Annotated in this window: 21 protein-coding genes; 8 read left to right on the plus strand and 13 right to left on the minus strand. The window is 70.5% G+C overall.

Features of this window, described 5'->3' with window-relative positions; all coding sequences use genetic code 11:
• Positions 1 to 104: 104 nt before the first annotated feature.
• The 4 genes from ACFYZR_RS01530 to ACFYZR_RS01545 all read right to left on the minus strand — a co-directional run bounded on the left by ACFYZR_RS01530 (position 105) and on the right by ACFYZR_RS01545 (position 4,276).
• Positions 105 to 1,733: a cytochrome bc complex cytochrome b subunit gene (locus tag ACFYZR_RS01530; protein ID WP_391903321.1), complete on the minus strand. Its 1,629-nt coding sequence runs from the start codon at positions 1,731 to 1,733 to the stop codon at positions 105 to 107.
• Positions 1,730 to 2,782 (minus strand): Rieske 2Fe-2S domain-containing protein, encoded by a 1,053-nt coding sequence (locus tag ACFYZR_RS01535; RefSeq protein ID WP_391903324.1) that lies wholly within the window; start codon positions 2,780 to 2,782, stop codon positions 1,730 to 1,732. Before ACFYZR_RS01535 ends, ACFYZR_RS01530 begins: the two co-directional genes overlap by 4 nt.
• Positions 2,779 to 3,588 (minus strand): c-type cytochrome, encoded by an 810-nt coding sequence (locus tag ACFYZR_RS01540; protein WP_391903327.1) that lies wholly within the window; start codon positions 3,586 to 3,588, stop codon positions 2,779 to 2,781. The genes ACFYZR_RS01535 and ACFYZR_RS01540 overlap by 4 nt, the downstream gene beginning before the upstream one ends.
• A gap of 67 nt (positions 3,589 to 3,655) precedes the next feature.
• Positions 3,656 to 4,276: a heme-copper oxidase subunit III gene (locus ACFYZR_RS01545; protein WP_391903330.1), complete on the minus strand. Its 621-nt coding sequence runs from the start codon at positions 4,274 to 4,276 to the stop codon at positions 3,656 to 3,658.
• Positions 4,277 to 4,492: 216 nt separating this feature from the next.
• Between ACFYZR_RS01545 and ACFYZR_RS01550 the strand changes: the two genes are divergently transcribed.
• The gene (locus ACFYZR_RS01550; protein ID WP_391903333.1) at positions 4,493 to 4,894 is read left to right on the plus strand and encodes a hypothetical protein; all 402 of its coding nucleotides are present in this window, start codon (positions 4,493 to 4,495) and stop codon (positions 4,892 to 4,894) included.
• Positions 4,895 to 4,936: 42 nt separating this feature from the next.
• Here the strand turns inward: ACFYZR_RS01550 and ACFYZR_RS01555 are convergent, their stop codons facing one another.
• The 4 genes from ACFYZR_RS01555 to coxB form a co-directional block, all read right to left on the minus strand.
• The gene (locus ACFYZR_RS01555) at positions 4,937 to 6,187 is read right to left on the minus strand and encodes an Ig-like domain-containing protein (RefSeq protein WP_391903336.1); all 1,251 of its coding nucleotides are present in this window, start codon (positions 6,185 to 6,187) and stop codon (positions 4,937 to 4,939) included.
• A gap of 119 nt (positions 6,188 to 6,306) precedes the next feature.
• Positions 6,307 to 6,705: a cytochrome c oxidase subunit 4 gene (locus ACFYZR_RS01560; RefSeq protein WP_126913790.1), complete on the minus strand. Its 399-nt coding sequence runs from the start codon at positions 6,703 to 6,705 to the stop codon at positions 6,307 to 6,309.
• Positions 6,702 to 8,429 (minus strand): cytochrome c oxidase subunit I, encoded by a 1,728-nt coding sequence (gene ctaD / locus ACFYZR_RS01565; RefSeq protein ID WP_229351302.1) that lies wholly within the window; start codon positions 8,427 to 8,429, stop codon positions 6,702 to 6,704. The genes ACFYZR_RS01560 and ctaD overlap by 4 nt, the downstream gene beginning before the upstream one ends.
• On the minus strand, positions 8,426 to 9,397 hold the full coding sequence (gene coxB, locus ACFYZR_RS01570; protein ID WP_126913792.1) for a cytochrome c oxidase subunit II: 972 nt from the start codon (positions 9,395 to 9,397) through the stop codon (positions 8,426 to 8,428). Before coxB ends, ctaD begins: the two co-directional genes overlap by 4 nt.
• Before the next feature lie 326 nt (positions 9,398 to 9,723).
• Here coxB and ACFYZR_RS01575 point away from each other — a divergent pair, with 326 nt between their 5' ends.
• Positions 9,724 to 11,109, plus strand: a complete 1,386-nt coding sequence (locus tag ACFYZR_RS01575; protein ID WP_391903341.1) for a cysteine desulfurase/sulfurtransferase TusA family protein — start codon at positions 9,724 to 9,726, stop codon at positions 11,107 to 11,109.
• Between the two features lie 130 nt (positions 11,110 to 11,239).
• Here the strand turns inward: ACFYZR_RS01575 and ACFYZR_RS01580 are convergent, their stop codons facing one another.
• On the minus strand, positions 11,240 to 12,214 hold the full coding sequence (locus ACFYZR_RS01580) for a carbohydrate kinase family protein (protein ID WP_391903345.1): 975 nt from the start codon (positions 12,212 to 12,214) through the stop codon (positions 11,240 to 11,242).
• Between the two features lie 189 nt (positions 12,215 to 12,403).
• Between ACFYZR_RS01580 and ACFYZR_RS01585 the strand changes: the two genes are divergently transcribed.
• Together ACFYZR_RS01585 and ACFYZR_RS01590 are read left to right on the plus strand one after the other, a co-directional pair.
• Positions 12,404 to 12,631: a hypothetical protein gene (locus ACFYZR_RS01585; protein WP_391903348.1), complete on the plus strand. Its 228-nt coding sequence runs from the start codon at positions 12,404 to 12,406 to the stop codon at positions 12,629 to 12,631.
• 118 nt (positions 12,632 to 12,749) lie between these two features.
• On the plus strand, positions 12,750 to 14,276 hold the full coding sequence (locus ACFYZR_RS01590; RefSeq protein WP_391903351.1) for a hypothetical protein: 1,527 nt from the start codon (positions 12,750 to 12,752) through the stop codon (positions 14,274 to 14,276).
• A 63-nt stretch (positions 14,277 to 14,339) separates the two neighbouring features.
• Here ACFYZR_RS01590 and erpA read toward each other — a convergent pair whose 3' ends face one another.
• Positions 14,340 to 14,696, minus strand: a complete 357-nt coding sequence (gene erpA, locus ACFYZR_RS01595) for an iron-sulfur cluster insertion protein ErpA (protein WP_121798529.1) — start codon at positions 14,694 to 14,696, stop codon at positions 14,340 to 14,342.
• A 266-nt stretch (positions 14,697 to 14,962) separates the two neighbouring features.
• On the opposite strand from erpA, the gene nadA reads away from it, so the two are divergent.
• Positions 14,963 to 16,141, plus strand: a complete 1,179-nt coding sequence (nadA, locus tag ACFYZR_RS01600; RefSeq protein ID WP_391903355.1) for a quinolinate synthase NadA — start codon at positions 14,963 to 14,965, stop codon at positions 16,139 to 16,141.
• A 58-nt stretch (positions 16,142 to 16,199) separates the two neighbouring features.
• On the opposite strand, the gene ACFYZR_RS01605 is transcribed toward nadA, so the two are convergent.
• Positions 16,200 to 17,405 (minus strand): bifunctional adenosylcobinamide kinase/adenosylcobinamide-phosphate guanylyltransferase, encoded by a 1,206-nt coding sequence (locus ACFYZR_RS01605; protein WP_391903358.1) that lies wholly within the window; start codon positions 17,403 to 17,405, stop codon positions 16,200 to 16,202.
• 109 nt (positions 17,406 to 17,514) lie between these two features.
• Here ACFYZR_RS01605 and ACFYZR_RS01610 point away from each other — a divergent pair, with 109 nt between their 5' ends.
• Positions 17,515 to 17,733 carry a hypothetical protein gene (locus tag ACFYZR_RS01610; RefSeq protein WP_391903361.1) on the plus strand — a complete coding sequence of 73 codons (219 nt, stop codon included), beginning with the start codon at positions 17,515 to 17,517 and terminating at the stop codon, positions 17,731 to 17,733.
• A 116-nt stretch (positions 17,734 to 17,849) separates the two neighbouring features.
• On the opposite strand, the gene ACFYZR_RS01615 is transcribed toward ACFYZR_RS01610, so the two are convergent.
• Both ACFYZR_RS01615 and ACFYZR_RS01620 read right to left on the minus strand, forming a co-directional pair.
• Positions 17,850 to 18,587 (minus strand): class I SAM-dependent methyltransferase, encoded by a 738-nt coding sequence (locus ACFYZR_RS01615; protein WP_391903363.1) that lies wholly within the window; start codon positions 18,585 to 18,587, stop codon positions 17,850 to 17,852.
• A gap of 59 nt (positions 18,588 to 18,646) precedes the next feature.
• Positions 18,647 to 19,240 carry a DUF3043 domain-containing protein gene (locus ACFYZR_RS01620; RefSeq protein WP_391903366.1) on the minus strand — a complete coding sequence of 198 codons (594 nt, stop codon included), beginning with the start codon at positions 19,238 to 19,240 and terminating at the stop codon, positions 18,647 to 18,649.
• 277 nt (positions 19,241 to 19,517) lie between these two features.
• Here ACFYZR_RS01620 and ACFYZR_RS01625 point away from each other — a divergent pair, with 277 nt between their 5' ends.
• Positions 19,518 to 20,312, plus strand: coding sequence for a PspA/IM30 family protein (locus ACFYZR_RS01625; protein ID WP_391903368.1), 795 nt, complete (start codon positions 19,518 to 19,520; stop codon positions 20,310 to 20,312).
• 43 nt (positions 20,313 to 20,355) lie between these two features.
• Positions 20,356 to 20,634 carry a hypothetical protein gene (locus ACFYZR_RS01630; protein WP_391903371.1) on the plus strand — a complete coding sequence of 93 codons (279 nt, stop codon included), beginning with the start codon at positions 20,356 to 20,358 and terminating at the stop codon, positions 20,632 to 20,634.
• Positions 20,635 to 20,665: the final 31 nt, after the last annotated feature.

Here is a 20,665-nt window from a genome sequence, read left to right on the forward strand (position 1 = left end):
CCGTTACGCGGTCCAGCCTATCCACGTCCGGGAACGGCGAAGAGCCCCGTCCAGTACTGGACGGGGCTCTTGCCGTGGCGATCAGTGATCAGCTGGGGGGGGGATCAGTGGTGGCCGTGGCCGCTCGTGATCTCCCGGTACTCCTCCGCGGTGGCCTTGGGGATGTGGGTCCCCTCGCCGTAGAAGCCCTTCGAGAGCTTCACGCGGAGCTTCTGGCCGGCCCCGAGCTTGCGGGCCACGCCGTTCTCGTCGACCTCGGGCTCCAGCTCGAGCGGCTTGGGCTGCTCGTGGGCCGTGAGGGTGTGCATCTGCTCCTGCGAGAGCGGCTCGTGGACCTCGACGAACTCACCGTGCGGCAGGCGCTTGATGATGCCCGACTCGCGGCCGTGCAGCACCTTCTCCTTGTCGCGGCGCTGGAGACCCATGCAGATCCGGCGCGTGGCGATGAAGGCGACGACCGGGCCGACGAAGAACGCGATCCGGACGAACCAGGTGATGGCGTTGATCGACAGGTGGAAGTGGGTGGCCCACAGGTCGTTTCCACCACCGACGAGCAGCACCAGGTACCAGGTCAGCCAGGCGACACCGAACGCGGTGCGCGTCGGGGCGTTGCGCGGGCGGTCCAGCAGGTGGTGCTCACGCTTGTCGCCGGTGACCCAGGACTCGATGAACGGGTAGACGGCGATGGCGGCCAGCACCAGCGGGAAGATCATCAGCGGGATGAACACGCCCAGGACGAGCGTGTGGCCCCACAGGTTGATCTCCCAGCCCGGCATCACACGGATGAGGCCCTCGGAGAAGCCCATGTACCAGTCGGGCTGGGCGCCGGTGGACACCTGGTCCGGGCGGTACGGGCCCATGGCCCAGATCGGGTTGATCGACGCGAGGCCGGCGACGGCCGCGATCACACCGAAGACCAGGAAGAAGAAGCCTCCGGCCTTGGCCATGTAGACCGGCAGCAGCGGCATGCCGACCACGTTGTTGTTCGTCCGGCCGGGGCCGGGGAACTGCGTGTGCTTGTGGTAGAAGACCAGGATCAGGTGCGCCACCAGCAGGCCGAGCATGATGCCCGGCAGCAGCAGCACGTGGATCGAGAAGAACCGCGGCACGAAGTCCGAGCCGGGGAACTCGCCCCCGAACAGGAACATCGAGACGTAGGTGCCCACGATCGGGATGGAGAGGATCGCGCCCTCCATGAACCGGACACCGGTACCCGAGAGCAGGTCGTCCGGCAGGGAGTAACCGGTGAAACCGGTGAACATGCCGAGGACCAGCAGCAGGAAGCCGAAGACCCAGTTGACCTCACGCGGCTTGCGGAACGCGCCGGTGAAGAAGACGCGCATCATGTGCACGAGCATGGCCGCGACGAAGATGAGCGCCGCCCAGTGGTGGATCTGCCGGATGAGCAGACCACCGCGGACGTCGAAGCTGATGTCCATGGTCGACTTGAACGCCTCGGACATCCGCATGCCCTGCATGGGGACGTACGAGCCGTGGTAGACGACCTCGTTCATGCTCGGGTGGAAGAACAGCGTCAGATACACACCCGTGAGGATGATGATGATGAAGCTGTAGAGGCAGACCTCGCCCAGCATGAAGGACCAGTGGTCCGGGAAGATCTTCCGCATGTTGACCTTGGCCAGGCTGTAGATGCCCAGTCGGCCGTCGGCCCAGTCGGCGACCCGCTCGCCCGCGGGTGCCTTGCGGCGGTTGTCAGTGGTGGCAGTACTCATCCGCGCTCCCAGTACGCAGGACCGACGGGCTCGGAGAAGTCGCCCATGGCCTCAAGGTAGCCCTTGTCATTGACCTTGATCCGCAGCTGCGGAAGGGCGTGGCCGGCCGGGCCGAAGATCACTCGACCGCCGTCGGCGAGGTCGAAGGTCGACTGGTGGCACGGGCACAGCACGTGGTGCGTCTGCTGCTCGTAGAGGCTGATCGGGCAGCCGACGTGGGTGCAGATCTTGGAGTACGCGACGATGCCGTCGGCGGACCAGTCCAGGGACTTCTTGTCCTTGATGTTCTCCGGGCGGAGCCGGACGATCATCAGGGCGGCCTTGGCGATCTCCTTCTGGAAGTCGTGGTCCTCCTCGGACATGCCCTCGGGCATGGCGAAGGTGAGGGAGCCGACCTGGACGTCCTCCGGGCGCAGCGGCTGCAGCGTGTTCTGGTTGATGAGCATCTTGCCCTCGGACCAGGCGGTCTTGCGCAGCTTGGTGCCGGGCAGCGGACCGAGGTCGCGGAGCAGCATCACACCGGAGAGCGGCACCAGGGCCAGCGCGCCGAACATGGTGTTGCGCAGCAGCTTGCGGCGGCCGAAGGTCGACTCCTCCGCGCCCTGCTTGAAGTCGGCCAGCACCTTGGCCTTGACCTCCGGGGAGGCCTCGATCGGGTGCCGGTCGTCCGCGGTCTCCACGTCGGACATCAGGGTGCGGGCCCAGTGGACCGCGCCCGCGCCGATGCAGAACAGCGCCACGCCGAGGGTCAGGCCCAGCGAGAAGTTCAGGGCGCTGATGTGACCGATCGGGAAGACGTAGATGCTCTTGTCGACCGGGAGGGACACATAGGCGGCGATGAAGCCGACCGTGGCCAGCATGGACAGGGTGAACAGGAACGCGACCACGCGCTCGGAGCGCTGGGCGGCCCGCTCGTCGATGTCCTGCTTGCGGTGCTCGTGCGGCGGCAGCCCCGGGTCGGCGAACGGGTCGTCGGCGGTGGCTACGGCACCGTGCGCGGCGCCCTGCGCGGCGGGCAGGGTCTCTTCAGGAATGTCTTGGCTACTCATGACTTCTTGGCCTTAGCGGTGTGGGCCGCGACCCAGATGGCGACGGCGATCATGGCGCCGAGACCGAAGATCCACGCGAACAGACCCTCGCTGACCGGGCCGAGCCCGCCCAGCTCAAGGCCGCCCGGGCTCTTGGTCTTGTCGCTGTTGACCGTGTCGAGGTACGCGATGATGTCCTTCTTGTTCTTCTCCGACATCGTGGTGTCGGGGAAGGAAGGCATGTTCTGCGGGCCCGTCTGCATGGCCTCGTAGATGTGCTTCGGGTTGACGCCCTCGAGCGAGGGGGCGTACTTGCCGTTCGAGAGCGCGCCGCCCTTGCCGGTGAAGTTGTGGCACTGGGCGCAGTTCGTGCGGAAGAGCTCGCCGCCCTTCGCGATGTCGGCGCCCTCCGGGCTGTACTGGCTCTTCGTCGGCTGGGCCGGGCCCGCGCCGAGGGAGGCGATGTACGCGGCCAGCTGGTCGATCTCCGCCTGGGAGTAGATCGCCTTCTTGCGGGGCGCCTGGGCGCCCTGCTGCTGGAGCGGCATACGGCCGGTGGCGACCTGGAAGTCGACGGCGGCGGCGCCCACGCCGACCAGGCTCGGCCCGTCGGTGGTGCCCTGACCGCCGGTGCCGTGGCAGCTTGCGCAGCCCACGGAGTAGAGCTTCTTGCCCTCCTCGATGGCGAGGGACTGGGCGCTGTCATCGGCCTTGGCCGTGTCGGCCGGCGCGAACGCGGCGTACAGCCCCCCAGTTACCGCCAGCGCGAAGAGTAGGACGACGACCGCCGCCAGCGGATGGCGTCGTCGTGCGGAGAGCTTTTTCACGGATTACCCCGGTGTCAGGATCTTCTGCGTCGATCTGGACTGTTGGTCCGGTGCGGGACAGGACCGATTACTTGATCAAGTAGATCGTGGCGAAGAGGCCGATCCACACCACGTCGACGAAGTGCCAGTAGTAGGACACGACGATGGCCGCCGTCGCCTGGTGGTGGGTGAACCTCTTGGCCGCGTACGTCCTGCCCAGGACCAGCAGGAAGGCGATGAGACCGCCCGTCACGTGCAGGCCGTGGAAGCCGGTCGTCAGGTAGAACACCGAGCCGTACGGGTCGGAGGAGAGGGAGAGGCCCTTCTCCTTGACCAGTTCGGTGTACTCGAACACCTGGCCGCCGATGAAGATGGCACCCATCACGAAGGTGATCATGAACCACAGGCGCAGCTTCTTCACGTCACCGCGCTCGGCGGCGAAGACGCCGAGCTGACAGGTGAGCGAGGAGAGCACCAGGATCGTGGTGTTGGTGGCCGAGAACGGAAGGTTCAGCGCGGACGCCATTTCCTTCCAGTGGTCGGGGCCGGTCACCGATCGCAGGGTGAAGTACATCGCGAAGAGGGCCGCGAAGAACATCAGCTCGGAACTCAGCCAGATGATGGTTCCGACGCTGGTGAGGTTCGGTCGATTGACCGACGGGTGCGCGTGCCCGGTATCTGTTGCTGTTGCTGTCGCCACGACCGACATTATGTCGGTCGCTTATCTCGCGCTCACCCCGGGGGGTGCCGTTCGGTGTGTCAAGACCGTATGCCCAGCTCGTATGGCCCATTGGGACGGTCCCCCAAAGGGAGGAAGCGGCACTTCGGGCGCCTGGCGGGGGCCGCCGGCCCCTCCTCCCGGGCGGTGTTCGCGGAGTAGCATCCGCGCACAACAGCCCTGCCTGCCCACGAGCATGGAGGAACGATGCGGACGACCGCCACGGTGCTGGTCTACAGCGACGACGCGAGCAAGCGGGAGCAGGTGCGGCTGGCCGCGGGGCGGCGGCCGGCCGCCGACGTGCCCGAGGTGCGGTACCTGGAGTGCGCGACCCTGCCCGCGGTGCTGCGGGCCCTGAAGGAGCACCGGGTGGACGTGTGCGTCCTGGACGGCGAGACGGCCCCCGCGGGCGGCATGGGGGTGTGCCGGCAGCTGAAGGACGAGGTGTTCCGCTGCCCGCCGGTGCTGCTGCTCATCGGCCGTCCGCAGGACGCCTGGCTGGCCACCTGGAGCCGGGCCGACGCGGCCATCACCCATCCGGTGGACCCGGTGGCCCTCGCGGACGCGCTGGCCGGGCTGCTGAGGCAGCGGCAGTCGGTGGACGCCTGACGGCCGCGGGCCGGCGCGGCGGGGGCGGCGGGGGCGGCGGGGTTAGAGCCGGGGGCGCAGCCGGGCCGTGTCGGCCGGGCTCGTGCCCTCCCGTTTCCCGGCGGTCAGGGCGCTGCCCTCGCGCCACTGCTTCCAGGGCATGTTCCAGTCGCCGAAGCCGTTGTCGAAGGGCGTCATGGTCGCCCCGGCGCTGCCCACGACCTTGACGATGTCGCCGACGCGCACGTTGTCGAAGAACCACTTGGCGTTGGCGGTGCTCATGCCCGTGCAGCCGTGGCTGACGTTGTCCGCCCCCTGCGATCCCTCGGACCAGGGGGCGGCGTGGACGTACTCGCCGCTCCAGGTGACCCGGGTGGCCCAGTAGACGGGCAGGTCGTAGGCGTCCGAACTGCCCTCGGAGATGCCGATGCTGGTGCCGCGCATCCGTACGAAGGCTTCCTGCCCCAGGATGACCTTGACCCCGTTGCGGGTGGCGTAGCCGGGCTTGCCGGTGGTCACGGGGATGGAGCGGACCTCCTGGCCGTTCTTGAGGACGGACATGTAGTGGGCGCTGGCGTCGGTGACGGCCTCCACCCGGTCGCCGGTGGTGAGCCGTACGCCCTTGACGGGGCCGCCGTAGAGGCCGCTGCCGACCTTGATGCCCTCCAGGGTGGCGCGCACGTCGATGGTGGCGTGGGCGGGCCAGTACTCCTGCGGGCGGTAGTGGAGGGTCTTGTTGTCCACCCAGTACCAGGAGCCCTGGACGGCGGGTTCGGACTCCACTTTGAGGGTGCGTTCGACGACGGCGCGCGCGGCCGGGTCCTGGACGGGCTCGCTGAGCTCGGCCGTGATGGGCTGCCCGACGCCGTAGGTGCCGCTCTGCGGGCCGAACGCGACCCGCAGGACCCGGTTGGCCCGGCTGGTCTCGAAATCCATCGTCCGGCGGCCCTGGGCGCCGTCCTCGTCCTCCGTGCTGACGCGCACGGTGTAGCGCACCCCGGCGGACAGGGCGCCGGTGCTGTGCCAGCGGGAGCCGTCGGGGTCCAGATCGCCCTTGACGCGCCGTCCCGAGGCGTCCGTGACCGTCACGTCCGTGATCCGGTCGCCGCCGTCGGTGCTCACCTCGATGGGTTTGCCGGGATCCGCCTTCTGGCCGTCCCCGGCGCCGCCGGCCAGGCCGACGTCCGTGGCGTCGTAGGGCTCGTCGGCCAGCGGGTTCGACGAGCCGCCGCACGCGGTGACCACCACCAGGGCCACGGAGGACAGCAGCAGGGTCCAGAAGGGCACCGTGCCGTGTCGGGGTGACTGACTCATGGTCACACCGTAGGAAGGATCGACGCGCGCGGCTTCCGGTGCGACTGCACACGGGTGAACAACGCGACGGGCCCCGCACACCATGAGGTGTGCGGGGCCCGTCGTGTGCTGCGCGGAACCTACTGGTTCTGGTTCTCGCCGCGGTAGAACTCGAACACCCAGCCGAAGAGGCCGATCAGGATGATCGGGGCCGAGAAGTACATGAGCCACCAGCCGAAGCAGATGCTCATGAAGGCGAGGGCGCCACCGACCGCCAGGGAGAGCGGCTGCCAGCTGTGCGGGGCGAAGAAGCCCAGCTCGCCGGCGTCGTCGGCGACGTCCGCCTCCTTGTTGTCCTGGGCACCCGCGTCCACCCGGCGCGCGGTGAACGCCAGGTAGTAGCCGACCATGATGCACAGGCCGAAGGACATGAAGAGCGCGGTCGTGCCGACCGTCTCCTTCGACCACACGCCATAGACGATCGCCATGGCGAGGATGAAGACGGAGAGCCAGATGAACATCTTGCCCTGGATCTTCACTTGCCGGCCTCCTTGCCACCCGCGAGGGCCTTCTCGGCCGCGAGGTTCTCTTCGAGCTCCAGGGCCGCGATCTCCGGGTGGTGGAGGTCGAACGCCGGGGATTCGGAGCGGATCCGCGGCAGCGTGAGGAAGTTGTGCCGCGGCGGCGGGCAGGAGGTCGCCCACTCCAGCGAGCGGCCGTAGCCCCACGGGTCGTCGACCTCGACCTTCTTGCCGTACTTGGCGGTCTTCCAGACGTTGTAGAAGAACGGCAGGATCGACAGGCCCAGCAGGAAGGAGCTGATGGTCGAGATGGTGTTCAGCGTGGTGAAGCCGTCGGAGGCGAGGTAGTCCGCGTAACGACGCGGCATGCCCTCGGCACCCAGCCAGTGCTGCACCAGGAACGTGCCGTGGAAGCCCACGAACAGCGTCCAGAAGGTGATCTTGCCCAGGCGCTCGTCCAGCATCTTGCCGGTGAACTTCGGCCACCAGAAGTGGAAGCCGGAGAACATCGCGAAGACCACGGTGCCGAAGATGACGTAGTGGAAGTGCGCGACGACGAAGTACGAGTCCGAGACGTGGAAGTCCATCGGCGGCGAGGCCAGGATGACGCCGGTCAGACCACCGAAGGTGAAGGTGATCAGGAAGCCGACGGCCCACAGCATCGGGGTCTCGAAGGACAGCGAGCCCTTCCACATGGTGCCGATCCAGTTGAAGAACTTCACACCGGTCGGGACCGCGATCAGGAAGGTCATGAAGGAGAAGAACGGCAGGAGCACGCCACCGGTGACATACATGTGGTGCGCCCACACGGTGACCGAAAGACCGGCGATGGAAATCGTCGCCGCGATCAGGCCCCAGTAACCGAACATCGGCTTCCGGGAGAACACCGGAATGACCTCGGAAATGATGCCGAAGAACGGCAGCGCGATGATGTACACCTCGGGGTGGCCGAAGAACCAGAAGAGGTGCTGCCAGAGCAGTGCTCCACCGTTTTCCGCACTGAATACTTGCGCCCCGAATTTACGGTCCGCCTCCAGGGCGAACAGCGCGGCGGCCAGCACCGGGAAGGCCAGCAGGACCAGCACACCGGTCAGCAGGACGTTCCAGGTGAAGATCGGCATGCGGAACATCGTCATGCCGGGCGCGCGCATGCAGATGATCGTGGTGATGAAGTTGACCGAACCGAGGATCGTGCCGAAGCCGGAGAAGGCCAGACCCATGATCCACATGTCGGCGCCGACACCCGGCGAACGGACCGCGTCCGACAGCGGGGAGTAGGCGAACCAGCCGAAGTCGGCGGCGCCCTGCGGGGTGAGGAAGCCACCCACCGCGATCAGCGAGCCGAACAGGTAGAGCCAGTAGGCGAACATGTTCAGCCGCGGGAACGCCACGTCGGGCGCGCCGATCTGCAGCGGCATGATCCAGTTCGCGAATCCGGCGAACAGCGGCGTCGCGAACATCAGCAGCATGATCGTGCCGTGCATCGTGAACGCCTGGTTGAACTGCTCGTTCGACATGATCTGCGTGCCGGGACGGGCCAGCTCGGCGCGCATGAGGAGCGCCATCAGGCCGCCGATGCAGAAGAACGCGAACGACGTGACCAGGTACATCGTGCCGATGGTCTTGTGGTCAGTGGTGGTGAGCCACTTGATCACCTGACTGCCGGGCTGCTTCTGGCGTACGGGCGGTGCTGCCGTGGCTGTTGCGGCGGCGGCACCCTGGGGTTCGTTGAGGATGCTCACTTGTTCTTGGTCTCCGCGTTCTTCGCGTGATCCGTCTGCGCGATGCCCGCCGGCTGGTAACCGGTCTGGCCCTTCGCCGCAAGCTCCTTCAGGTGCGCCTTGTATCGCTCAGGAGAGACGACCTTGACGTTGAAGAGCATCCGGGAGTGGTCCTGACCGCAGAGCTCGGCACACTTGCCCAGGAAGGTGCCCTCCTTGTTGGGGGTCACCGTGAAGCTGTTGGTGTGGCCGGGGATGACGTCCTGCTTCATCAGGAACGGCACCACCCAGAAGGAGTGGATGACGTCCCGCGAGGTGAGGACGAACTCGACCGTCTCGCCCTTCGGCAGCCACAGGGTCGGACCCGGGTTGCCGGTCTGCGGGTTGCGGTCACCGGGGACGCCGACCTCGTAGACACCCTCCGCTCCCTGCGGCGCCTTCTTCAGGAACCGGTCGGGAATGGCGTTGAGCTCCTTGTTCTCACGGAGCGGCTGCGCCGGGGTGGCCGTGTTGCCGTCGACGTTCTCGATGTAGTTGAACGCCCAGCTCCACTGGAAGCCGACCACGTTGACCACGTGCTGCGGCTTGTCAGGGTTGGTCAGCAGCTTGTTCTCGTCACGCGCGGTGAAGTAGAAGAGCACCGACACGATGATGATCGGGACCACGGTGTACAGCGCCTCGATGGGCATGTTGTACCGGGTCTGCGTGGGGATCTCCACCTTCGACTTGCTGCGCCGGTGGAAGATGACGCTCCAGATGATCAGGCCCCACACCAGGACACCGACCGCGAGAGCGGCGGCCCAGGAGCCCTGCCAGAGGGAGAGGATCCGCGGCGCCTCTTCCGTGACGGGCGTTGGCATGCCCAGGCGGGGGAAGTCCTTCGATGTGCAACCGGTGGCGGTCGCCAGGACAGCGCCCGCGGCCAGCGCCTGCAGCAGCTTCCGCCGCACCGGGCGCCGCGACGAGCGGTCGGAGCCGTTGGGACTCACGTAGCGCCTTCCCGAGAGTCTCGCCCGTGCGGCCGGCTGCGGCCGTCTCGCTGGTCGGTCGCCGGCCCGCTGCGGGCAGGGGTTTGGATGTTTATGCGGACCAAACCCTACTGGACGCTATTTGGGGTCGCGCGGGGAGGGTGGCCAACGCGCCGATCCGGTCCCCGAAGGGGTGGAATCCAGGGCTCCGGAGGCCATCTGGAGGACCGTCAGGAAGGGGCGTCCGCGCAGCCCAGAGCCCTGCGGGCGGCTTCGGCGACGACCCCGGCGACGGGCGGGCGGGAGCACCCCCGCGGCCGGCCCCCACCCGGGGTTAGCGTTCATATGTGCCCTACTTCGACGCCGCTTCCGCAGCCCCCCTCCACCCGGTCGCCCGCCAGGCGCTGCTCGCCGCCCTCGACGAGGGCTGGGCCGACCCCGCCCGCCTCTACCGCGAGGGCCGCCGCGCCCGGCTGCTGCTGGACGCCGCGCGCGAGGCCACGGCCGAGGCCGTCGGCTGCCGGCCCGACGAGCTCGCATTCACTCCTTCGGGTACCCGCGCCCTGCACGACGGCATTGCCGGCGCCCTCGCCGGACGCCGCCGGACCGGCCGCCATCTGGTGGTGTCGGCCGTGGAGCACTCCGCCGTCCTCCACTCGGGCGAGGCACTGGAGGCGGACGGCGGCGACCTCACCCGGGTCCCCGTGGACCGGGCCGGCCGCGTGGACCCCGCCGGCTACGCGGCGGCCCTGCGCCCGGACACCGCGCTCGCGGCCCTCCAGTCCGCCAACCACGAGGTGGGCACCGAGCAGCCGGTCGCCGAGGTCGCCGAGGTGTGCCGGGCGGCGGGGGTGCCGCTGCTGGTGGACGCGGCGCAGTCGCTCGGCTGGGGCCCGGTGGACCCGGGCTGGTCGCTGCTGGCCGCGAGCGCGCACAAGTGGGGCGGCCCGGCGGGGGTGGGCCTGCTGGCCGTGCGCAAGGGGGTGCGGTTCGCGGCGCGCGGACCGGTGGACGAGCGGGAGTCCGGCCGCGCCCCGGGCTTCCCCGACCTCCCGGCGATCGTCGCCGCGGCGGCCTCGCTGCGGGCCGTGCGGGCGGAGGCGGCGGAGGAGGCCGCGCGGCTGCGGGCCCTGGTGGACCGGGTGCGCGCCCGGGTGCCCGAGCTCGTACCCGACGTGGAGGTCGTCGGCGACCCGGTACGACGGCTGCCGCACCTGGTGACGTTCTCCTGCCTCTACGTCGACGGGGAGGCGCTGCTGCACGCGCTGGACCGCGAGGGCTTCTCGGTCTCGTCCGGCTCGTCCTGCACGTCCAGCACGCTGGAGCCAAGCCATGTGCTGCGGGCGATGGGGGTGCTGTCGGAGGGGAATGTGCGGGTTTCGCTGCCGCGGGGGGTTTCCTCGGAGGACGTGGAGGAGTTCCTCCGGGTCCTGCCCGGGGTCGTCCGGGAGGTACGGGAGCACTTGGGTGCCCCCACGGGGGCGGCGCCCGCTCCCGTGGGAGCGGAGGAGGACCTCGTCGTCGACTCGCTCGGGAAGCGGTGTCCGATTCCCGTCATCGAGCTGGCGAAGGTCATCGGGGATGTGCCCGTGGGCGGGCTCGTGACCGTGCTGTCCGATGACGAGGCGGCGCGGCTCGACATTCCCGCGTGGTGCGGGATGCGGGGGCACGAGTACGTGGGCGAAAGCCCGGCGGAGCGCGGGGTCGCCTATCGCGTGCGGCGCCGCTCGTAGCCGCCGCTACCGCGGCGGTTTTCGCCCACCCGCCCGCCCGATTGCCCACCCACGTCATGACGTTTCGGGGTGAACGGGCGGGTGGGTGGGCGAAACGGGGGTGTGGGGGCGGAGCCCCCACAGGGGAGGGTCAGGCCAGGTGGGACTGGACTTCGGCGGCCGCCTCGTGCCCGTACGCCTTCGCGAACCGCTCCATGAAGTGCCCGCGCCGCAGCTCGTACTCCTGCGTGCCCAGCGTCTCGATGACGAGCGTCGCGAGCATGCAGCCCAGCTGGGCCGCGCGCTCCAGCGACAGCTCCCAGGTGACGCCCGCGAGGAAGCCCGCGCGGAAGGCGTCGCCCACGCCGGTCGGGTCGACCTTGGCCTCCTCCTGGGCGGGGCCGACCTCGATGGCCGGCTCGCCGAGGCGCTCGATGCGCACGCCCTGGGCGCCCAGCGTGGTGACGCGGGTGCCGACCTTGGCCAGGATCTCCTCGCCCGTCCAGCCCGTCTTGGACTCGATGAGCGCCTTCTCGTACTCGTTGGTGAAGAGGTAGGCCGCGCCGTCGATCAGCACCCGGATGTCGTCGCCGTCGAGGCGGGCGAGCTGCTGGGAGGGGTCGGCCGCGAAGGGGATGGCGCGGGCGCGGCACTCCTCGGTGTGGCGCAGCATCGCCTCGGGGTCGTCCGCGCCGATCAGGACCAGGTCCAGGCCGCCGACGCGGTCGGCGACGGGCTGGAGCTCGATCTGGCGGGCCTCGCTCATCGCACCGGTGTAGAAGGACGCGATCTGGTTGTGGTCGGTGTCCGTGGTGCACACGAAACGGGCGGTGTGGAGGACCTCGGAGATGTGCACGGAGGAGGTGTCGACGCCGTGGCGGTCGAGCCAGGCGCGGTAGTCCGCGAAGTCCGCTCCGGCGGCACCCACCAGGACCGGCTTCAGACCGAGCAGACCCATGCCGAAGCAGATGTTCGGGCCCACGCCGCCGCGCCGGACGTCGAGCTCGTCGACGAGGAAGGAGAGGGAGACCGTGTGCAGCTGGTCCGCCACGAGCTGATCGGCGAAACGGCCGGGGAAGGTCATCAGGTGGTCGGTGGCGATGGAGCCGGTGACAGCGATACGCACGACGGGTCTGCTCCCTGGGGGCGGTAACGGCGGGTGACAAAGAACGACGGCTCTCCGGCACAGCCGCAGAGCCACACCACGCTACCGGGTCCCGGGCGGATGACCAGGTCCGCTTCCCGCCACTCAAGACGTAAATCTACCTAATAGTAGGTCTTTCATCTCGGGCTCTCCCGTGCGTACGGTGCGGATATGCCGAAGACTGTGAAGGACGTCACTCCGCACGTCTCCGCACCCGACCCGGAGTCACTGGCCGAGCTGCGCGAGGACTGCGCCCGGATGGCACGCGACTGGACCGTTCCCCCCGCCTCCCGGGAGACCCGGCGGGTGGGGAGGACACCGATCTCGCTCATCCACGGGGTCTCCGTACCCGCCAAGTCGGCCCGGCTGCTGGACGGAATGTCCGAGTACGGCGACTGAACCACCCGCCGGGGCCACTCCCGGTGGAACCGCTCGCTCCTGCGCTCCGTCCAAGCGGCGTCCCCCTCCAGGGGGATGCGGCTGTACATCACTTTGAGCGGAGCGAAGGAGCGATGCGGTGAGCACCGAGGGCGGCGGTCCGGGCGGCAGCCCCGGGAATCGGCGGCGCAGGCACTCGCCGCTGGCGGTGGCGTCGGTGGCGGCGGCGGTGCTGCTGGCGGGCGGAGGAGGCGCGTACTGGGCGACGACGGCGTCGGGCGGTGGCGGTGGCGCCCCGCCCCGGGCGACCGACGCCGGAGGCACTCCCCCGCCGCTCGCGCTGGACGGCTACGGCCGTACGAGCGGTTCCGGCGGCCCGTCCCAGGGCATCGCGGTCGGCGAGCCGGACCCCCATGGGGCGCGCTACCGGGCGGAGGGGAAGCTGCCCGACGGGCCGCGGACCGGCGCCGTGCGCGTCGCCGATCACGAGGTGACCGCGGAGCAGGTGGCGGAGCTCGCCAAGGCCCTCGGGGTCACGGGCACGCCCCGGCTGGTCCAGGACACCTGGACGGTCGGCGGCTCCCCCGACGCGGCGGGCCCAACGCTCCAGGTGGGCCGGAAGGGGCCGGGCGACTGGGCGTACTCGCGCTACGGCGTGCCGGGCGGGACGCACTGCGAGCACCCGCCGGGCGCGGGCCCGAAGAAGGCCACGGACTCCCCGGCCTGCCCGTCCTTCCGGGACGGCGCCCCGTCCCTCCCCCCGGACCCGGCGGCCTCACAGCCGGTGCCGGAGGACAGGGCGAGGAGCGTGGCCGCGCCCGTGCTCAAGGCCCTGGGCCTGGACGGCGCGAGGACGGACGCCCGCAAGACGTACGGGGCCGTACGGGTCGTCACCGCCGACCCGGTGGTGGACTCCCTGCCCACCTACGGCTGGCCGACCAGCCTGCGGGTCGGGGCCGACGCGCAACTGGTCGGCGGCAGCGGACGGTTGCTGATCCCCGCGAAGGGCACGAGCTATCCGCTGGTGACCGCCGCCCAGGCGCTGGACGAGCTCAACAAGGGCCGGGCGCCGGGCACTCCGGCCATCGGCGGCTGTGCGACGCCGGTGCCGTACAAGGACGACGCCCCGGCGCCCTGCGAGGGGAAGCCGGCCGGTCCCGCGACGGTCGCCGTGCGCGGCGCGGTGGCGGGGCTGTCCGCGCAGTACGTCGGCGGGCGCCCGGCGCTGGTGCCCTCGTGGCTGTTCACGGCCGATCTGCCGGGCGGCGGCAAGGGGGACACCATCACGATCGCCCAGCCGTCCGTGGACCCGAGGTTCATCGCCCGGCAGAGCGCTCCCCCGCCGGGTAGCCCGGCCGGGACGCCGGGGTCCGGCCCGGCGAAGTCCGGGGTGATGCGCGTGGAGTCGTACACCGCGACCGACGGCGGCAGGAAGCTGACCCTGCACTTCTGGGGCGGGGTGTGCAGCGACTACACGGCGGCGAAGGAGGAGTCCGGGGCGGCGGTGACGGTGAAGGTCACGGGCACGGAGAAGGAGCCGGGCCGGTACTGCGTGATGATGCTCAAGCGCTTCGACACGACGGTGTCCCTGGACCGGCCGCTGGACGACCGCAAGGTCGTTGACCTGGGGACGGGCGGGACCGTGCGCGAGCAGCAGCAGAAGTGACGTAGCGCGGGAACGGCGAAGGGCGGCACCCCCACCGGGGGGTGCCGCCCTTCGCTGCGGTGCTTAGCTGAAGGAGTCGCCGCAGGCGCAGGAGCCGGTGGCGTTGGGGTTGTCGATCGTGAAGCCCTGCTTCTCGATGGTGTCGACGAAGTCGATGGAGGCGCCGCCCAGGTACGGGGCGCTCATGCGGTCGGTGACGACCTTCACACCGTCGAAGTCCTTGACGACGTCGCCGTCGAGCGAGCGCTCGTCGAAGAAGAGCTGGTAGCGCAGACCGGAGCAGCCGCCCGGCTGAACGGCGACGCGCAGGGCGAGGTCGTCGCGGCCCTCCTGCTCCAGCAGGGTCTTGACCTTCGCGGCAGCGGCGTCGGACAGGAGAATGCCGTCGCTCACCGTGGTCTTCTCGTCCTGAACGGACATCTGCTTCACTCCCGGGTCGTTCGGTACGGGTGCGGACTGCTTGCTCTCGCCAGCAACCGCCGAGATCCCGGATTCATTCCGGGCGTGGACTGTGATGTCCGCCTTTCATGCTCGCACACCGGTCGCCCGAACGGGAATGCGTCACATCGACGCGATGGCCATCGTCAAAGTGACGTGAACGGGTTATGATAGATAGCGTCAAATTGACGACAAGGCTCGGCGGGAGGTCCGCCCGCGCCGTCCGCAGAACAGAAAGGGTGCGTGTCGTGACCACCGCCCAGCCCTTGGATGTCCAGCCCACTCCCCTCGCCCTCCTGCTGCTCGGGCGGGAGTCCGACCCGCGGAGCGAGCGCGGTGTGGAGTGCCCCGGCGACCTGCCGGCGCCGTCCGACCCGGACCTGGTGGAGCGCGCCCGCGCGGCCAAGGCGAAGCTCGGGGACAAGGTCTTCGTCCTCGGCCACCACTACCAGCGCGACGAGGTCATCGAGTTCGCGGACGTCACCGGCGACTCCTTCAAGCTCGCGCGCGACGCGGCCGCCCGGCCCGACGCCGAGTACATCGTCTTCTGCGGTGTGCACTTCATGGCCGAGTCCGCGGACATCCTCACCACCGACGCCCAGCAGGTCGTCCTGCCGGACCTGGCCGCGGGCTGCTCGATGGCCGACATGGCCACCGCCGAGCAGGTCGCCGAGTGCTGGGACGTGCTGACCGAGGCCGGCATAGCCGATGTGACCGTCCCGGTCTCGTATATGAACTCCTCCGCCGACATCAAGGCCTTCACGGGCGAGCACGGCGGCCTCATCTGCACCTCCTCCAACGCCCAGCGCGCCCTGACCTGGGCCTTCGAGCAGGGCGAGAAGGTCCTCTTCCTGCCCGACCAGCACCTGGGCCGCAACACCGCCGTCCGCGACATGGGCATGTCGCTGGAGGACTGCGTCGTCTACAACCCGCACCGCCCGAACGGCGGTCTGACCGCCGAGCAGCTGCGCGCCGCGAAGATGATCCTGTGGCGCGGGCACTGCTCGGTGCACGGCCGTTTCTCCCTCGACTCGGTCAACGACGTGCGCGAGCGCATCCCGGGCGTCAATGTGCTGGTGCACCCCGAGTGCAAGCACGAGGTCGTGGCCGCCGCCGACTACGTCGGCTCGACGGAGTACATCATCAAGACGCTGGAGGCGGCCCCGGCCGGCTCCAAGTGGGCCATCGGCACCGAGCTGAACCTGGTCCGCCGCCTGGCGAACCGTTTCGCCAGTGAGGGCAAGGAGATCGTCTTCCTCGACAAGACGGTCTGCTTCTGCTCGACCATGAACCGGATCGATCTGCCGCACCTGGTGTGGGCCCTGGAGTCCCTCGCCGAGGGCAAGCTCGTCAACCGCATCCAGGTCGACCCCGAGGTCGCCCGCTACTCGAAGCTGGCGCTGGAGCGGATGCTGGCGCTGCCGTAACCGAGGCCGGTGCCACGACGGCGGCCCCGCACCGGACGACGGTGCGGGGCCGCTGTCGCTATCCCCGCAGGGGCAGCGCCTGCCCCGAGACCACCAGCAGCACGTGCTCGCACTCGTCGCCGACCGCCGCGTTGAGCCGGCCGAGCTCGTCGCGGAAGCGCCGCCCCGACGCCGTCGCCGGCACCACGCCCGAACCCACCTCATTGCTGACCAGCACCACCGTCCGCCGGGTGGCCCGTATCGCGGCGACCAGCTCCGCCATCCGCTCGGCCAGGGCCTCCGCGCCGCCGTTCGCCCACTTCTCGTCGTCCCACGCGCCGACGGAGTCCATCGCGTCGGTCAGCCACAGCGCCAGGCAGTCGATCAGCATCGGGGGGCCGTCGGCGGCCAGCAGCGGCACGAGATCGCAGGTCTCGGCCGTGCGCCAGGAGCCCGGCCGGCGCTCGCGGTGGTGGGCGACGCGCGCCGCCCAGTCCCGGTCGTCCTCGCGGGTGCCGCTCGTGGCCACGTAGAGCACCTCCGGGAAGGACTCCAGCCGCCGCTCGGCCTCCACGGACTTGCCCGACCGGGCGCCGCCCACGACGAGCGTCCGCCGGGGCAGGTCCGGTACGGCGTGGTAGTCGCCGACGACGAGCGTGGTGCCGTCCGGCACCGTGCGCGCCCCCGCCGCCGCCAGCCGGCGGTGGAGCTCCCGGCCGGGCGGCACGTCGTGGTCCAGGTGGACGCCGATGACATCGGTCGTCGAGCCCGCCGCGCCCGTCTCCCGCAGCCGGGCCAGCGCGTCGGGCCGCCCGAGCACGTCGAGCAGCACCATCCCGTACGGGCCCGGCCGCGGGGCCTGCGACAGCCCGGCCGGCGCGGCGCCCGGCGGCAGGTAGAGCAGCCGCTCGCCGTCCGGCGCCGTCACCTCGTACCCCGTGCCCGGCGCGTCCAGCGCCATGGCCCGCACCCGGTGCCCGCTGATCACCGACAGCTCGCGCCCGTCCGGCACCCGCACCGGCGCGGGCAGCCCCGCCGGGAACTCCACGGCCGGGCCGTCGTGCGGGTGGGAGAGCAGCACCTGGCGCACCCCGGCGATCGACCGCCCCGCGCGGGCGGCGGCGAAGGCGGGCCCGGGGGTGAGGTCCAGCAGCAGCGCGCCGTCGACGAGCAGGGACGTCGCGGCCCGCGCCTCGTCCCCCACGGCACAGGCGCAGGCGGCACAGGGACAGTCGGGGCGCGGCAGGCCCTCGGGGGCCCCGGTGCCGAGGAGAGTCAGTTCCACCCCCTGATCGTCTCGCGTCGACGGGCCCGGCGCGATCCACCACTACTCCGCGTGACCGGTGACCATTAGGCTGCGACCGCAGAGGTTCCCGATCCCCCAGGAGGCGGACATGGCGTGGACGTGGCGGTTCGAGAAGGCCGACGGGACGGAGACGGTGCCGGCGGTGGAGCCGGAGGAGTTCACGACGCAGGGGGACGCGGAGTCCTGGATCGGCGAGGAGTGGCGCGCCCTGCTGGACGGCGGCGTGGACCAGGTGCGGCTCTTCGAGGACGACACGGAGATCTACGCGGCGCCGATGAGCCTCCACGAGGCGGCGGACGCGGGCTGACGATTTTCGGGGCTCCGCCCCGGGCCCCGGTCCTCAAACGCCGGACGGGCTGACAAAGTCAGCCCGTCTGGGGGCACCTCCCAGCGGTAGCTGGGGGAGTTTGAGGACACCGCGCGTCAGCCGCCGCGCACTCCGCACACGTGCAGCAGCGCCGCCACCGCCCGGTACGGGTCCGTGCGCCCGGCCCGTTCCTCCGCGGCCAGCAGTCGTTCCAGGCCCTCCCCGGCAGGGGGCGTCGCCCCGTCCTCCGCCAGGTCGGAGAAGACCCGCACCCCGTACCACGCCCGCAGCGGCGTCCCGATCCCCGCCAGCGTCGCCGCCAGCGTCTCCCGGCGGTCCGCGCGGACCTCGAGGCCGAGGCGGTTGGTGTAGGCGGGCGAGTCGAACGCCGCCAGCGCGGTGGCGAAGTCACCGGACAGCCCCGGCCGCATCGCCAGCGCGTCCGCGTTGCGGACGAGCAGGGAGAGCAGCCCGCCCGGGGCGAGCACCCGGGCCAGCCCCGCGAGCAGCGGGTCCGGCTCCGGTACGTACATCAGGACGCCGTGGCAGAGCACGACGTCGAAGGCGCCCGGCAGGAAGTGGGCGCCCGTGTCCCGGCCGTCGCCCTCGATCAGCCGCACCCGCTCCCGGATGCCCTGGGGCTCGTCCGCCAGCGCCGCGCGGACCGCGGCGATCATCTCGGGGTCCGGTTCCAGGCCGGTGACCTCATGGCCGGCACGGGCCAGGCGCAGCGCCTGGGTGCCCTGGCCGAGGCCCACGTCGAGGACGCGCAGCCGACGGCCGACCGGGAACCGGCCGGCTATCTGCTCGTCGATCTGGCGGGCGACCAGTTCCTGGCGAACGGTGTTCCGCAACCCCCCGAGCCCGCCGCACCATGCCGCGGCGCCGCCCCCGAAGCCCGATGTGAAGGCGCTCAGCGCTTCTCCCCGCGCTTGACCTTGGGCTTGGGCAGGCGCAGCCGGCGCATCTGGAGGGTGCGCATCAGGCCGTAGGGGACGGCTCCGCGCAGGTTCTCGTCGGGGAAGCGCTGCTTGAGGGCGCGCTTGAGGGTGATGCCCGTGATCACGGAGTTGAGGACGATCAGGAGGATCACCACCAGCCACGCGAGCAGGACGTACGCCTGGAAGGCACCTCGGTTGATCATGCTCAGTACGAGGATGAGCACGGCCAGCGGCAGGAAGAACTCCGCGACCGAGTAGCGCGCGTCGACGAAGTCGCGGACGTAGGAGCGGATCGGGCCCTTGTCACGGGCGGGCAGATAGCGCTCGTCACCGCTGGCCAGGGCCTCGCGCTGCTTGGCCATGTCCGCGCGGCGGGCCTCGCGGGTGCGCTTGGCGGCCTCCTTGCGGTTGGCCGGGGTCGCGGCCAGGGTGCGGCGCTGGGAGTTGGCCTCGCTGCGCTTGGGCGTGGGGCGGCCCTTGGGCGCCTGCGGGTCACGGGGCTGCTTGGGCTGGTCCGCGGTCACCTCGGGGGTCGCGGCCTGCGCTTTCGAACGGCTTCGGAACACGGGACCCAAGGGTACGGGCTTTCCGTGCCCGATCGCGGTCCGGCCGGGCACGATCCGGCAACGACCGGCGTGCGCCCCGGCGCCCGCGCCTCCCCTCCCCCGGGTTTTCCACTCCTCCTTGCGCGTGAGGCGGCCGGGTCCTGATCGTCCTGGAGGAGGAGCGCATCCGGGCCCGGACAGTGCGGTAATGGAAGCGGGGCCCGTACTGTGGGTTCTGAAAGATGTGCCGGAGCCTAAGCCCGAGCCAAGGTCGGTCAGAAGGGGGCGCGCGAGGCCCATGAGCGGTGTCATGAAGCGGATGGGGATGATCTTCCGCGCGAAGGCCAACAAGGCCCTGGACCGGGCCGAGGATCCGCGCGAGACCCTCGATTACTCGTACCAGAAGCAGCTGGAGCTGCTTCAGAAGGTGCGGCGCGGCGTCGCCGATGTGGCCACGTCCCGCAAACGCCTGGAGCTCCAGCTGAACCAGCTCCAGAGCCAGTCCGGGAAGCTGGAGGAGCAGGGCCGCAAGGCCCTGGCGCTCGGCCGGGAGGATCTGGCGCGTGAGGCGCTGACCCGCCGGGCCGCGCTTCAGCAGCAGGTCAGCGATCTGGAGACGCAGCACCGGACGCTCCAGGGCGAGGAGGAGAAGCTCACGCTCGCCTCCCAGCGCCTCCAGGCCAAGGTGGACGCCTTCCGGACGAAGAAGGAGACCATCAAGGCGACCTACACGGCCGCCCAGGCCCAGACCCGGATCGGCGAGGCGTTCTCCGGCATCTCCGAGGAGATGGGCGACGTCGGTCTGGCCATCCAGCGGGCCGAGGACAAGACCGCGCAGCTCCAGGCCCGCGCGGGCGCCATCGACGAGCTGCTGGCCTCGGGCGCGCTCGACGACCCGACCGGTATGGCCAAGGACGACATCACCGCCGAGCTGGACCGGCTCTCGAGCGGTTCGGACGTCGAGATCGAGCTCCAGCGGATGAAGGCCGAGCTGGCCGGCGGCAGCGCCGCCAAGCCGGCCATCGAGGGCGGGGCGCCGGGGCAGGAGCGGCAGGCCCAGCCCCAGGACCGGCCGCGCTTCGACAAGAGCTGAGCCGCGCCGAGCGGGAGCCGACCCGAGCAAGGGAGAGACCGTCATGATCGTACGGATCATGGGGGAGGGCCAGGTGAAGCTGGCCGACAGCCACTTCACCGAGCTCAACAGCCTGGACGACGAGCTGCTCGAGGAGATGGAGAGCGGTGACGAGGAGGGCTTCCGGCGCACGCTGGGGGCGCTGCTCGAAGCCGTGCGCCGGCTGGGCGTTCCACTGCCCGACGACGCGCTGGAGCCCTCCGAGCTGATCCTGCCCGCGCCCGACGCCTCGCTCGAAGAGGTCCGGCAGATGCTCAGCGACGACGGTCTGATCCCCGGCTGACGTTTCCCGGCCGGGCCCGCCGAAGCCCCGC

Origin of the sequence: Streptomyces sp. NPDC001678 (genome assembly GCF_042892945.1) — a bacterium.
Taxonomy (GTDB): Bacteria; Actinomycetota; Actinomycetes; order Streptomycetales; family Streptomycetaceae; genus Streptomyces.

What these genes read in the sequence shown, in the direction of transcription:
- ACFYZR_RS01545 (WP_391903330.1), bottom strand. Translation starts at nt 4,276, where the DNA reads ATGTCGGTCGTGGCGACAGCAACAGCAACAGATACCGGGCACGCGCAC.
- ACFYZR_RS01535 (WP_391903324.1), bottom strand. Translation starts at nt 2,782, where the DNA reads ATGAGTAGCCAAGACATTCCTGAAGAGACCCTGCCCGCCGCGCAGGGC.
- ACFYZR_RS01610 (WP_391903361.1), top strand. Translation starts at nt 17,515, where the DNA reads ATGGCGTGGACGTGGCGGTTCGAGAAGGCCGACGGGACGGAGACGGTG.
- ACFYZR_RS01555 (WP_391903336.1), bottom strand. Translation starts at nt 6,187, where the DNA reads ATGAGTCAGTCACCCCGACACGGCACGGTGCCCTTCTGGACCCTGCTG.
- ACFYZR_RS01630 (WP_391903371.1), top strand. Translation starts at nt 20,356, where the DNA reads ATGATCGTACGGATCATGGGGGAGGGCCAGGTGAAGCTGGCCGACAGC.
- ACFYZR_RS01530 (WP_391903321.1), bottom strand. Translation starts at nt 1,733, where the DNA reads ATGAGTACTGCCACCACTGACAACCGCCGCAAGGCACCCGCGGGCGAG.
- ACFYZR_RS01585 (WP_391903348.1), top strand. Translation starts at nt 12,404, where the DNA reads ATGCCGAAGACTGTGAAGGACGTCACTCCGCACGTCTCCGCACCCGAC.
- erpA (WP_121798529.1), bottom strand. Translation starts at nt 14,696, where the DNA reads ATGTCCGTTCAGGACGAGAAGACCACGGTGAGCGACGGCATTCTCCTG.
- ACFYZR_RS01625 (WP_391903368.1), top strand. Translation starts at nt 19,518, where the DNA reads ATGAGCGGTGTCATGAAGCGGATGGGGATGATCTTCCGCGCGAAGGCC.
- ACFYZR_RS01550 (WP_391903333.1), top strand. Translation starts at nt 4,493, where the DNA reads ATGCGGACGACCGCCACGGTGCTGGTCTACAGCGACGACGCGAGCAAG.